The sequence below is a fragment of the Aequoribacter fuscus genome, assembly GCF_009910365.1.
GTDB lineage: Bacteria > Pseudomonadota > Gammaproteobacteria > Pseudomonadales > Halieaceae > Aequoribacter > Aequoribacter fuscus.
In genome coordinates, this window is sequence record NZ_CP036423.1 from 3,082,598 (window position 1) to 3,095,392 (window position 12,795).

Below are 12,795 nucleotides of genomic sequence, written 5' to 3' on the forward strand. Positions count from 1 at the left end.
TTACCAAGCTTGCGATGCTTTAAAGGTTTCAATTGCTGATTTGAAGGTTGCCTCAACGTCACCGTCGTACTTACCAGTAGCGACGATATCTGTCATCAGCGCGCCGTGCTCAGAGTGCATGTACGCTAACAAGGCATCTTCGAAAGGCAGAATCTTCGCAACTTCGATGTCTTTTAAGTAACCTTCGTTCGCTGCGTAAAGCATGATCCCCATCTCAGCGATAGAGCGAGGCGAGTACTGCTTCTGCTTCATGAGCTCAGTAACGCGTTCACCGTGATCAAGCTGTGCTTTTGTTGCTTCGTCAAGATCTGAAGCAAACTGAGAGAACGCCGCCAATTCACGATACTGCGCCAAGGCTGTACGAATACCACCAGACAACTTCTTCATGATTTTAGTCTGAGCCGCACCACCTACACGAGATACCGAAATACCCGCGTTCATCGCTGGACGAACACCCGAGTTAAACATGTCAGTTTCTAGGAAGATCTGACCGTCGGTAATCGAAATTACGTTGGTCGGTACGAAGGCTGATACGTCACCTGCCTGCGTCTCAATCACGGGCAGAGCGGTCAAAGAGCCTGTTTGTCCTTTGACTTCACCGTTAGTGAACTGCTCGACGTAGTCGGCGTTAACACGAGCTGCACGCTCTAACAAACGGGAGTGCAAGTAGAAAACATCACCAGGATAAGCTTCACGACCTGGAGGACGACGCAGCAGCAAAGAGATCTGACGGTAAGCAATTGCCTGCTTGGTCAAGTCATCATAAATGATCAACGCGTCTTGTCCACGATCACGGTAGTATTCGCCCATAGTGCAACCAGCAAAAGGTGCTAAAAACTGCATAGATGCGGGGTCAGACGCCGTAGCGGCAACGACAATGGTATGGTCCATTGCGCCGTGTTCTTCCAACTTACGTACGACGGCAGCAACCGATGACGCTTTTTGGCCAATCGCAACATAGATACATTTAATGCCGGTGTTTTTCTGGTTGATGATTGCGTCAACCGCAATAGCGGTTTTACCAATCTGACGGTCACCAATAATCAACTCACGCTGGCCACGACCAATCGGCACCATGGCATCGATCGCTTTCAAGCCAATTTGTACTGGCTGGTCTACCGACTGACGCGCAATTACGCCGGGCGCAACTTTTTCAATTGCGTCTGTGGCGGTCGCGGCGACAGGGCCTTTACCGTCAATTGGATTACCCAATGCGTCAACAACGCGGCCTTGAAGTTCTGGGCCTACGGGCACTTCCAAAATACGGCCTGTGCAACGACATGTTTGGCCTTCAGCCAACGACTTATAGTCGCCTAAAACCACGGCACCAACAGAATCGCGCTCTAGGTTAAGCGCCATACCGTATACGCCACCTTCAAACTCGATCATCTCACCGTACATCACGTCGGTTAGACCGTGAATACGAATAATACCGTCGGTTACCGATACAATAGTACCCTCATTACGGGCTTCACTTGAGACATCAAGTTGGTCAATACGCTGACGGATGATGTCGCTAATCTCTGATGGATTCAGCTGCTGCATGCTCGGTTCCTCAATCCTACGAATTCATTGCTTCGGCCAGTTTATTTAAACGGCCGCGCACCGACCCGTCGATCACTAGATCGCCGGCTCGAATCACCACACCGCCGATAAGAGAGCTATCGGTTCGAGTGTGAACATTTATGTCTTTCTCTAATTTGCCTTTCAGCACAGCGACCAAACTTTGAGTTTGGTCATCGCTTAAATCAAAAGCGGAAACCACTTCGACATCAACAGATGCTTCTAGATTCGCTTTTAATTGGTTGAACTGTGCTTGAATAGTAGGCAACAGCGCTAAACGACGGTTATCGGCAAGCACCTTAACAAAGTTAGCAAAACCACCATTGGTATCAACGGCTAGGACCTCGATAAGTACCGAGGACAATTGTGCTGGTGTTTTCGCGGGGTCACCAAGTAGTTGCGCTATTTTTGGCTGAGCGACAACCCCAGATGCGGTTTCAAGCTGGTTTGCCCAATCGGCTAATTGCGATTGACCTTGCGCGTAAGCAAAAGCGGCTTTCGCGTAAGGTCTTGCTAGGGTAGTCAACTCTGCCATGATTAGTGCAACTCCGCTGTGAGTTTACTAACCAAATCCGCGTGTGCTGACTGATCGATGGCTGCACCAAGAACTTTCTCTGCGCCCTGGAAGGTCAGGCTTGCCAGTTCTGCGCGAAGCTCAGCTTTTGCGCGGTTCTTTTCTTGCTCGATCTCAGCGAGTGCCGAAGCCTTTACTTTCTCGGCTTCTGCAGATGCTGCATTCTTGGCTTCTTCGATCAAAGCATTGGCGCGCTTATTGGCGGCATCGATGATACCTGCGGCTTCTGCTTTTGCTTCTTTCATTTGCTCAACAGCACGTTTTTGTGCCAACTCCAAATCGAGGCTCGCACGATCTGCAGCTGCCAGGCCATCAGCAATTTTTTCGGCACGCTCTTGCATCGCTGCAACAATTGGAGGCCAAACGTATTTCATGCAAAACGCAACAAACACGATAAAGGCGACCATTTGGCCGATCAGGGTTAGATTAATATTCACGCCTTGCTCCTCATAAATACGGAGCTCACGACGGTGAGCTCCAGCGTTTTAGCGGGGGCTAGAAATTAACCAGCAACAACGAAGATCAAGTACATCGCAATACCCACACCGATAATGGGGATCGCGTCAACAAGACCCGCGCCTAAGAAGAAGGTCACCTGTAATTTAGGTGCCAACTCTGGCTGACGTGCAGAACCTTCGAGCAACTTACCGCCCAAAATACCTACACCAATCGCGGCGCCTAAGCCACCGAGGCCCATCATAATCGCGGCTGCTACGTAAATAAGTTCCATGGTTTTCTCCTAGGGTTGTTTTAAAGTCAAACTCTTAGTGATCTTCGTGCGCCATACTTAGGTACACAATTGTGAGTACCATGAAGATGAACGCCTGAAGGGTAATTACTAGAATATGGAAAATTGCCCAACCTATTTGCAACAAACCTGCTGGTAACATCCAAGCAACGCCTGCGCTAAACAGTGCAGCAATCAAAATAAAGATCATTTCACCCGCATACATGTTACCGAAAAGCCGCAAGCCCAGCGAGAAGGGTTTTGCAAGCAAACCCACAACCTCCATGAACAAGTTTACAGGGATAAATGCGGGGTGATTGAACGGGTTTAAGGTTAATTCTTTGACAAAACCAAAGCCTTTCACTTTGATTGAGTAGTACAGCATAAGTATGAAAATACCTAAAGCCATACCCATGGTAATGTTAGGGTCGGTTGACGGTACGATCTTTTGATACTCAACGCCAGCAAGCATCATTGCGTGAGGAATTAAGTCAACAGGAATGATATCCATGAGGTTCATTAAGAACACCCAACAGAAAATGGTTAAAGCCAAAGGTGCTACCAAGGGGTTTCGACCATGGAAGGTGTCTTTAACAGTACCATCAACAAATTCTACGACCATTTCAGCGAAGTTTACAAAGCCCGAAGGAACACCAGACTGAGCTTGTTTTGCCACACGTCTGAACAACCAACAGAAAATAATTCCCAAACCAACGGACCAAGCTAATGAGTCAACGTGAATCGCATTAAAACCCATAGCAGCGATTTCTTCACCGCCGTGCGCCATCGTCCACTGGCCGCCTTCACCCACAACACTACCATCGTAACGCACTGTTCCTTCTGGCAATTTACCATAGGTTAGGTTCGTTAAATGGTGAACGATGTATTCAGAAATGGTTTGAGACTCACCTGACATATCTGATTCCCGCTGCATCAGCTTTTTTGTGTCGCCATCGCGACCCAACTATTTCCTGCTGTGATCAGTAACATTTGCATGATAAAACCAGAGAACACAGCTCCAGCTGTAACATCGGGCAAAGTAAACACCCACGCAAACCCTAACGCACACAACCCAAATTTTACCCATGCGGCCAACAATGCCGCTTGTGGTACAACCTTTCCGTGTTTTACCCGAAAAGTTTTAGCAACCGCCCACATTTGCGGTAAAGCAGCTATTAATATCCCATACACTAGCGATGCTGTCTGATTTGGCTCGAGCCAAAAAGAAGCGCCTGCTGCTGTCGCTCCAGCTACGAAAAACATGCAAAAAAAAGTTCGCCACATCAGCGAACGATACTGCATGACTTCCGAACTCTTGATGCCCATCAACAAACGGGTCCGCGTACTAGCGGGCGAATTATAGAGATTAAGCTCTTAAGGTTCAACTCAAAGGCTTGTATAAAATGGGGATTATTCACCAGACGAATTGCGTTTACTTAATATGAGCGAGTATTCCGTCTAATTCATCGAGCGAATTGTAGGCTAAAACCAACTTTCCTTTGCCTTTGCGCCCGTGTTGAATTTGGACTTTGGCACCGAGTTTAGACGCCAGCTCTAATTCTAGCGCTCTAATATTAGGGTCTTGTGAAGGCTTTTCGTTGTTTTGAGTCCCACCCTCTAAAAGCCGCGCTACGTAACCCTCTGTTTCGCGAACCGTTAAACCCTTAGCAACGACCCAACGAGCCGCCGCGGCTTGTTGATCTTGCGGCAAACCCAATAGGGTCTTGGCGTGCCCCATTTCTATATCGCCGCGCTCAAGCAAGGTTTGTGTTTCTTTAGGCAGAGACATCAACCGTAGAAAATTAGCAACTGTAGATCGTGATTTGCCCACCGCCGTGGCAACTTCTTGTTGAGTCAATTCAAATTCGGTCTGTAAACGATGTAACGCAATCGCCTCTTCCATCGCGTTGAGATCTTCTCGTTGGATGTTTTCAATAAGCGCCATCGCCAAAGCGGTTTCGTCGCTAAGTTCACGCACTAAAGCAGGAATGGTATCTAAGCCGGCCAGTTGCGTTGCGCGCCAGCGTCGTTCGCCAGCGATAATCTCGTATTTTTGTGGCGCAATTTCCCGAACAACGATTGGCTGCATCACACCCTGTGCTTTGATACTTTCGGCTAATTCTTCTAATGCCTCAGGTTCGATATCACGTCTGGGCTGATACTTTCCTCGCTGGATAAGTTCAACGGGTAATTTTTTTAAGGTGGCATAATCACCTAAGGCCTGGCCTGCTTCATGACTCTCGGAAGGTGAGACTTCGTTATTTGCCTCACGCAACAAAGCATTTAAACCTCTACCTAAACCTCTTTTTTTTGCTGACATACTGATTACCTGTTTGCTGTACTTTGGCGACGCACTAATTCCGCAGCGAGCGCTAAATAGGCTTTTGCTCCCGCGGATTGCTTATCGTAATGCATCGCGGGGAGGCCATGACTGGGTGCCTCAGCCAAACGAACATTTCTAGGCACAACGGTACGAAACACTTTAGGCCCAAAGAACTCATGTAACTGGTTCGATACATCATTGGTCAGACTGGTCCTAGGGTCGAACATCGTGCGCAAAATGCCAACAATATCCAATGTTGGATTCAAATGCTCTTTCACCCCGTCAATGGTTTCCAGTAGATCCGATAGTCCTTCTAACGCGAAATATTCACACTGCATTGCTATGATGATGCCGTTAGCGGCGACCAACCCATTGACCGTCAACATAGTCAGCGTCGGCGGACAATCGATTAAAATGTAATCGTATTGATCTTGTATTTTTTGCAGACTTTTACGCAAACGGGAGTCTCGGCCTATCTCTCCCATCAATTTTACGTCGGCCTCTGTTAAATCGCTGTTTGCAGGTAAGACATCGAACCGAGCGACCTCGGATCTTGCGATAGCTTTTGTAATCTCAACGCGATTTAACAACACATCGCAAACAGTCAGGTCAATTTCGTGTTTATTGACGCCAGATCCCATGGTGGCATTACCTTGTGGATCCAAATCGATCAATAAGACGCGGCGCTTCATAGCCGCTAAAGATGCCGCTAGATTCACGCAAGTCGTCGTTTTACCGACGCCACCTTTCTGGTTTGCAATAGCGATAATCTGTGGCACTTAGTTAACCTTTTGTGTCGACGGCGCAGTAGCAGTAATCAAGTGCCGTTCTTCAGATAGATAGGGCACCGATAATGGAATCACGCTATTAATATCGCACAGCGAGGAAGCTTCGGCTAGTTCTGACTCGGGATACCGCCCTTTCATGGCATAAATCTGACCGCCGGGTACTAATCGAGGTAGTGCCAAAGTAACAAAATCACTAAACGAGGAAAAAGCGCGCGAAATGACGATATCAAAGGTCGTACTCAGATCGGCTGTGTCAGCTCGGGCATGAAGCACATGAAAATTCGTCAAATTTAATTCGTAACCAACCTGCTGCATAAAACGTGTTTTTTTTATATTGCTATCCAAGCCGCTGACCCGCATACCAGGATACACTATGGCAAGAACCACGCTGGGTAAGCCGGCGCCAGCACCAATATCAAGCAAACTGGTCGCTGCCCCACAAAAGGGGGCTACACTTAAAGAATCTAGAATGTGCTTTACCAGCATTTCATCTATGTCGCGTATAGCGGTTAAATTGTACGCTTTATTCCATTTTTGAAGTAACGACAAATAAGTCAGTAGTTGTCCTTGCTGCTGCGCGCTCAAAGCCAGCTGCAATTGATCTAACCCTTGTTGCAGTCGCAGCGCGAGCTCCGATTCACTAGGCACTTTGTTTGACTTCTTTATCGGATCGATGCTTTTTTAGGTAAATGGCCAGCAGGGATAACGCAGCGGGTGTCATACCGGCAATACGACCCGCTTGATCCAGGGTTAATGGGTTAACATCTTCCAATTTAGATCGCAATTCGTTAGACAAACCAGAGACCGACTGATAATCAAAATCGCTTGGAATTTGAGTCTCTGCTTGACCCGCCATGCGCTGAATTTCTTGTTCTTGCCGCGCGATATAGCCGGCATATTTCGATTCTATCTCGACTTGTTGAGCCACGTCTAAACGTTCGCAGGCAGCGCCTTTCAAATCGGCAATATCGTGGTAGTGTAATTCTGGTCGCTTAAGCAAATCCAACAGCGAGTACTCGCGCGTCAAAGGTTTACCGCTAATTTGCTCAACTTTTTCAGCTTGTGGTGTTTTTGCTTGGATGTATGTGCTGGCTAATCGCTCATGTTCAGCGGCTAGCTGCTCCATTTTGGTCGAGTAATCTTGCCAACGTAAATCGTTAACAAGCCCCAATTGTCGACCTATTGCCGTTAATCGTTGATCCGCATTGTCTTCACGCAACATCAATCGATATTCCGCCCGTGAAGTAAACATTCGATAAGGCTCAGCAGTGCCGTGAGTCACTAAATCGTCAATCATCACCCCAATGTAGGCTTCTTTCCTGGTCGGATACCACGCAGGTTTACCTTTAACACGTAAGCCCGCGTTCAAACCGGCAATCAACCCTTGTGCGCCGGCTTCCTCATACCCCGTTGTGCCATTGATTTGTCCTGCAAAAAATAGACCGTCAATAGCTTTCGTTTCTAAGGTGTGCTTCAAGCCTCGAGGGTCAAAAAAATCATACTCAATGGCATAGCCTGGGCGCACAATATGGGCGTTTTCGAAGCCTTTTATGCTTCGAACTACGGCATACTGCACATCAAAAGGTAAGCTTGTTGAAATCCCATTGGGATATAACTCATTGGTGGTTAACCCCTCTGGCTCTACAAAAACTTGATGAGAATCTTTGTCGGCAAAACGGTGAATTTTGTCTTCAATGCTAGGGCAATATCGCGGTCCCGTGCCTTCAATGACACCTGAAAATAAAGGCGACCGATCAAGATTTTGCGAGATAATTTCGTGGGTTTGCGCATTGGTATGCGTTATCCAACAGCACATTTGCTTGGGATGTGTTGCAGCTGAGCCCATCAAAGACATTACCGGCTCGGGGGTATCACCCCACTGTTCTTGCATAACAGAAAAATCAACGGTTCTGGCGTCTATTCTTGGGGGAGTTCCAGTCTTTAAGCGATCAACACGTAAATTGAGATCTCGTAAGCGGGCAGCTAAAGTCATCGCTGCAGGATCACCAGCGCGTCCACCTTGGCTTTGCTCTAAACCAATGTGGATTTTACCGGCTAAAAAAGTACCGGCGGTAAGTACAACGGCGGGCGCTTTAAAGCGCAGCCCCATTTGAGTGATGACACCTTCTACGCGATCGCCCTTGATAATGAGATCGTCGACCGCTTGCTGAAAAATCCAAAGGTTCGATTGCTGCTCTAAACGTTTACGAATTGCTGCTTTGTACAATACCCGGTCGGCTTGTGCACGAGTCGCTCTCACCGCTGGCCCTTTGCGAGAATTGAGTACTCGAAATTGTATTCCCGCCTCGTCAGTCGCTTCAGCCATAGCGCCACCCAAGGCGTCGATTTCCCGCACCAGGTGGCTTTTTCCGATGCCACCTATCGCAGGGTTACACGACATTTGACCCAAAGTATCTACGCTGTGAGTAATCAATAAGGTAGCGCAGCCCATCCTGGCTGAAGCTAAAGCGGCTTCTGTGCCGGCGTGACCGCCACCAATAACGATAACGTCAAAGGTCTGTGGATAGTCCACTGCATAACCCTCTTACTTTGAAAAAGGGGGGCATTATACGAGTAAATTTTCGTTCAAGCCAAAGCTTGTTCTTGGTGTTTTTGAATAAGACACTTTATATAAAACGATGTAAATAAATAGATATATATTAGGTATGTAGTTCTTATTCTAGTAATTATTAGAGCGCCTACTTTCTGTGTAAAACGATAAAATTTTGTTAAAAATTAACTAGTTAAGACGATAAAAAAGGTTGTAAAAAGTGGCCTAAGCTAGGTGGAAATACGACGTAAAATCTGTGTATAACTCGTGGTCAATTAGGCGTTGTTTTTAGTACAGTTTTCCCTAAGGTGTTTTACATCGTTTGTTCACAGGTATTGGCGCGCAGCAACATGGTTGTGGATTCGCTGTGAGTTATTGTGGATAACTCTATTTGCCGATACAAAAACTGCTGAAAATTTCGCCTAATAAGTCGTCGTTTGTAAACTCACCCGTTATGGAATTAATAGCTTGCTGAGCAAGTCGAAGATCCTCTGCTAGTAATTCTGAAGCGGCGTGCTCTTGAAGCTGAACAAAGCCATTTTTAAGAGCCGAGAGAGTTGATTGAAGCGCAGATATGTGACGTTGCCGTGCGGAAAAAAGATGCTCTGATTCAGGGTGGAGGCCAACAGCATCGATAATGGCTTGCTTTAATCCCTCGATATTAAGCCCCATTTTTGCGGCGATACTGACATTCGTGGTGGCTTCTTGTATCTGAGGTATTGGACCGTCGAGTAAATCAATCTTATTACTGACACCAATGAATGGGTGCGCTAAGCAAGCCTCAGCTAGGTTTGACGGGAGTAATGTAAATAAACTTACAGATTGTTCGGATGTTGCGCTCGCGTCCATTAAAAATAGAACCAACTGGGCGCGTTCTAAGGTATTAACGGCGCGTTGAATGCCTGCTTGTTCGATAACATCGTCTGTTAGTCTAAGACCTGCAGTATCGATAAAGGTAACAGGGACGCCTTTAATATTCACAACCGTTTCCAGGGTATCTCGGGTTGTGCCTGGAATGTCGGTCACGATTGCTTTATCGAGTCCGCAGAGTTGATTAAGTAAAGACGACTTTCCTGCATTTGGAGCACCCACCAATGCAACAGTAAGGCCTTCTTGAATGATTTGTCCTTGATTCGCTTGGTTAAGCGTCAACTCGGTCTCGGTTATTATTGTGTTGAGTTGGGTTTGAACATCGAGCTCCGAAATAAAATCGACCTCTTCCTCTGGAAAGTCGATGGCTGCTTCAACTAAAACGCGTAAGCCAATAATTTTTGCGAGTAAGCCGTTAACGTGGCTAGAGAAAGCGCCTTGTAAGGAGTTTTGGGCGTTTTTTGCGGCAGTCTCTGTATTAGCATTGATTAAGTCAGAAATGGCTTCTGCTTGCACGAGATCGAGTTTGTTATTCAAGAAGGCGCGTTTAGAAAATTCGCCAGGCTCTGCAAGACGACCACCCAGGCCGCAAATTTCAGCGAGCAGACGATTCAATACGATAGGGCTACCGTGTGTTTGTAATTCGACGACATCTTCTCCGGTAAATGACCGGGGAGTTGCGAAGAAAAGCAGCAAACCTGTGTCGACTAACTCGCCGTCAGGTGTTTTAAAAGAACTAAAATGAGCAGTTCGCGGCGCAATGTTAGTAATAGAAGAAAGTTGTTTCGCAATGGCTAATGCCCTGGGCCCACTGATTCGAATGACGCCAACACCACCTCGTCCGGGCGGTGTGGCGATAGCACAGATGGTATCTGTGTCGGAAGCGGGGCCTACGTGCATTAGCGTTGAGGTGCTGAGTTCTCTATTTGCTTGGTAATAATGTATTGCTGTGTCATCGACAGCAAGTTATTGACTACCCAATACAGTACGAGGCCTGCAGGGAACCACAAGAAGAAAAACGTAAATACAATGGGTAGCCATTGCATCAATTTTGCTTGCATTGGATCTGGTGGTGGTGGATTCAGTTTCTGCATAAACCACATGCTGGCGCCCATAAGAATTGGAAGCACGAAGTAAGGGTCCATAACAGAAAGGTCGTTAATCCATAAGGCAAATGGTGCATGGCGCAGTTCGACACTTTCCATCAGCGTCCAATAAAGAGCGATAAACACAGGCATTTGCACGAGAATGGGAAGGCATCCGCCCATGGGGTTGATTTTTTCCTTCTTATACAACTCCATCATCGCTTGGCTTTGTTTTTGTTTGTCGTCCGCGTATTGTTCACGTATGTCAGCCATTTTGGGCTGTACGCGGCGCATATTAGCCATTGAGCGGTAGCTCGCTGCTGAAAGTTTGAAAAAAGCACCTTTAATGAGAACCGTTAGCAGAATGATAGCAACGCCCCAATTACCAACTAATCCGTGAATTTTTGTCAGCAGCCAGAAAAGAGGTTGTGCAATCCACCAAAGCCAGCCGTAATCGACGCTTAGCTCTAAGAATGGCGATATTTTCTCGAGGGTGTATTGATCTTTTGGCCCCACGTACAGTTGTGCACTTGTGGTTGCCGTGGCTCCCGGAGCAACGACAGTAGCCGGGCTCAAAAACCCAGCGATATTGAAGCCGTCTTTGGTAACCCGGGTCGTATAGGTGTGTATTTTGTCTGGGTTGGGTATCCAAGCGCTTAAAAAGTAGTGCTGAATCAAGGCGATCCAACTGCCTTGTGTTTGTGCTTTGTAAGGCTCTTCCAGCATATCTTTGAAGTTGAATTTTTTGAATCGGTCATCGGCGTTGCTGGTCGCCGCACCTAAAAATGGCGCTAAGCCCATTCCAGAATTTTCGCTGGAGGGATCAGCTGAGCTATCCCGTTTCAACTGTCCAAATAAGTAGACGGTCTTCGATTTTACATCGCTATTAGAAAGCTGATAGTTGACATCAATTAAGTGGGTACCACGATTGAAGACAAACTCTTTGACTACGGAGAGGCCAGCGTTATCGGTATGATAAAGCTTTACTGAAAGGGTGGCTTGATCGTCCGCCAGTGCATAGTTTGCTTCTTCGCTTCGGTATTGAGCTCGGGCCTTACTGTCGACCCCATCTGGACCGATCAAGCCACTTTGTGCAACGTAAACACGTCGGGCATTTTGTTCCAGTAAAACGAAAGGATTAGAAGGGTCGTCGATCTTAGCCAGGTAGTCGCGCAGGCCCGCGTAGACGATGTCTCCGCCTTGAAGGTCAATGGTAGCTACTAAGGTGTCGGTAGTGACGTTTATGACCCCTTGGTTTGTCGCGTTGGAAAGCCCTAGGGATGACTCATCAGAGGCGTCAATGATACTGGGAATGTCAGAGCTGCTGTCATCTAAACTGACGGATTCGGACGGCGCAAAAGCTGGTGTCATGACAGCTTGCTGTTCAGTCGCCTTATCTTTAAAGATGACCCATTCCGTCAGTAGCATCCATGAAAGAACGGCTATGGCGCCAATGAGTGCGTAGCGTTGAATGTCCATAGTGATCACTTATTTACGGTTTGTTGAGTTTTTGGAACAGGGTCATACCCACCATCATGCCACGGATGGCATTTACCCAATCGTTGGGCAGTCAGTATTGATCCACGTAAAGCGCCGTGCTCGTGCAAGGCTTCGATTGCATATTCAGAGCAGGTTGGATAGAAGCGGCAGTTTCGCCCTAAAAAGGGGCTTAAAAGCAAACGATACAGCTTTATAAAACTAATCAGCAACTGACGCATTGGCTTTACGATGTTCACTAACGTTTCGTGAGGCTTGAGTTTGCACTTTTTCAATCATTTTCGTAATTGCAATTCGTATAAACTTTGTGTCCAAGCTTCCAGCACCTGAGCGCGCCAACAATATCATGTCTAGAGGCAAAGCGCCCTCTTTTTGACACCGAAAAAGTTCGCGAGCTTGTCGTTTCACGCGATTGCGTCCAACAGCAGTTTTGATGTGTTTTTTTGCAATAACAAGGCCCAAACGCGACGTGTCGCCGAGGCTTGGTTTTGCGAGTAGCAGAAAGGATTGAGAGCTGGCTTTGAAGGGCGCGTTATCGAAAACGTGTTGATAATCGCTTTTGGTCAGCAATCGTTTGTGCCGACCAAAAGAGGAATCTTGCTTTGAATCGGTCACAGAACCAAAGAAGGTCCGATACGATTAAGCAGACAGACGCTTACGACCTTTAGCGCGACGACGGTTAATAAGCTGACGGCCTGACTTTGTAGCCATGCGAGCGCGAAAACCGTGAGTACGTTTGCGTTTTAAGACGCTTGGCTGAAAAGTTCTTTTCATGATTTACACCTAAAAAGTATATTGTTTAAGGCCAAAGACCCGT

At 47.1% G+C, this 12,795-nt stretch carries 15 protein-coding genes; all 15 read right to left on the reverse strand.

Features of this window, described 5'->3' with window-relative positions; genetic code table 11:
* Positions 1 to 1,545 (reverse strand): F0F1 ATP synthase subunit alpha, encoded by a 1,545-nt coding sequence (gene atpA / locus EYZ66_RS14115; RefSeq protein WP_009575316.1) that lies wholly within the window; start codon positions 1,543 to 1,545, stop codon positions 1 to 3.
* A 16-nt stretch (positions 1,546 to 1,561) separates the two neighbouring features.
* The gene (locus EYZ66_RS14120) at positions 1,562 to 2,098 is read right to left on the reverse strand and encodes a F0F1 ATP synthase subunit delta (RefSeq protein WP_160195712.1); all 537 of its coding nucleotides are present in this window, start codon (positions 2,096 to 2,098) and stop codon (positions 1,562 to 1,564) included.
* Between the two features lie 2 nt (positions 2,099 to 2,100).
* Positions 2,101 to 2,574, reverse strand: a complete 474-nt coding sequence (locus EYZ66_RS14125; RefSeq protein WP_009575318.1) for a F0F1 ATP synthase subunit B — start codon at positions 2,572 to 2,574, stop codon at positions 2,101 to 2,103.
* Positions 2,575 to 2,639: 65 nt separating this feature from the next.
* A complete protein-coding gene (gene atpE, locus EYZ66_RS14130) occupies positions 2,640 to 2,867 on the reverse strand; it encodes a F0F1 ATP synthase subunit C (RefSeq protein ID WP_009575319.1) in 228 nt (75 codons plus the stop codon).
* A gap of 34 nt (positions 2,868 to 2,901) precedes the next feature.
* A complete protein-coding gene (atpB, locus tag EYZ66_RS14135) occupies positions 2,902 to 3,780 on the reverse strand; it encodes a F0F1 ATP synthase subunit A (protein WP_009575320.1) in 879 nt (292 codons plus the stop codon).
* Positions 3,781 to 3,797: 17 nt separating this feature from the next.
* On the reverse strand, positions 3,798 to 4,166 hold the full coding sequence (locus EYZ66_RS14140; protein WP_158026998.1) for an ATP synthase subunit I: 369 nt from the start codon (positions 4,164 to 4,166) through the stop codon (positions 3,798 to 3,800).
* 130 nt (positions 4,167 to 4,296) lie between these two features.
* Entirely contained in the window at positions 4,297 to 5,184 is an 888-nt protein-coding gene (locus EYZ66_RS14145) for a ParB/RepB/Spo0J family partition protein (RefSeq protein WP_009575322.1), read from the reverse strand.
* A 5-nt stretch (positions 5,185 to 5,189) separates the two neighbouring features.
* Entirely contained in the window at positions 5,190 to 5,966 is a 777-nt protein-coding gene (locus EYZ66_RS14150; protein WP_009575323.1) for a ParA family protein, read from the reverse strand.
* Positions 5,967 to 6,623: a 16S rRNA (guanine(527)-N(7))-methyltransferase RsmG gene (gene rsmG, locus EYZ66_RS14155; protein ID WP_009575324.1), complete on the reverse strand. Its 657-nt coding sequence runs from the start codon at positions 6,621 to 6,623 to the stop codon at positions 5,967 to 5,969. It lies immediately after the preceding gene.
* A complete protein-coding gene (mnmG, locus tag EYZ66_RS14160; RefSeq protein WP_009575325.1) occupies positions 6,616 to 8,508 on the reverse strand; it encodes a tRNA uridine-5-carboxymethylaminomethyl(34) synthesis enzyme MnmG in 1,893 nt (630 codons plus the stop codon). The genes rsmG and mnmG overlap by 8 nt, the downstream gene beginning before the upstream one ends.
* A gap of 405 nt (positions 8,509 to 8,913) precedes the next feature.
* Positions 8,914 to 10,296, reverse strand: coding sequence for a tRNA uridine-5-carboxymethylaminomethyl(34) synthesis GTPase MnmE (gene mnmE, locus EYZ66_RS14165; RefSeq protein ID WP_160195713.1), 1,383 nt, complete (start codon positions 10,294 to 10,296; stop codon positions 8,914 to 8,916).
* Positions 10,296 to 11,960, reverse strand: coding sequence for a membrane protein insertase YidC (gene yidC, locus EYZ66_RS14170; protein ID WP_009575327.1), 1,665 nt, complete (start codon positions 11,958 to 11,960; stop codon positions 10,296 to 10,298). The genes mnmE and yidC overlap by 1 nt, the downstream gene beginning before the upstream one ends.
* A 5-nt stretch (positions 11,961 to 11,965) precedes the next feature.
* The gene (gene yidD / locus EYZ66_RS14175; RefSeq protein ID WP_083814354.1) at positions 11,966 to 12,199 is read right to left on the reverse strand and encodes a membrane protein insertion efficiency factor YidD; all 234 of its coding nucleotides are present in this window, start codon (positions 12,197 to 12,199) and stop codon (positions 11,966 to 11,968) included.
* The gene (gene rnpA / locus EYZ66_RS14425; RefSeq protein WP_009575329.1) at positions 12,180 to 12,593 is read right to left on the reverse strand and encodes a ribonuclease P protein component; all 414 of its coding nucleotides are present in this window, start codon (positions 12,591 to 12,593) and stop codon (positions 12,180 to 12,182) included. Before rnpA ends, yidD begins: the two co-directional genes overlap by 20 nt.
* 24 nt (positions 12,594 to 12,617) lie before the next feature.
* Positions 12,618 to 12,752, reverse strand: coding sequence for a 50S ribosomal protein L34 (rpmH, locus tag EYZ66_RS14185; protein WP_009575330.1), 135 nt, complete (start codon positions 12,750 to 12,752; stop codon positions 12,618 to 12,620).
* Positions 12,753 to 12,795: the final 43 nt, after the last annotated feature.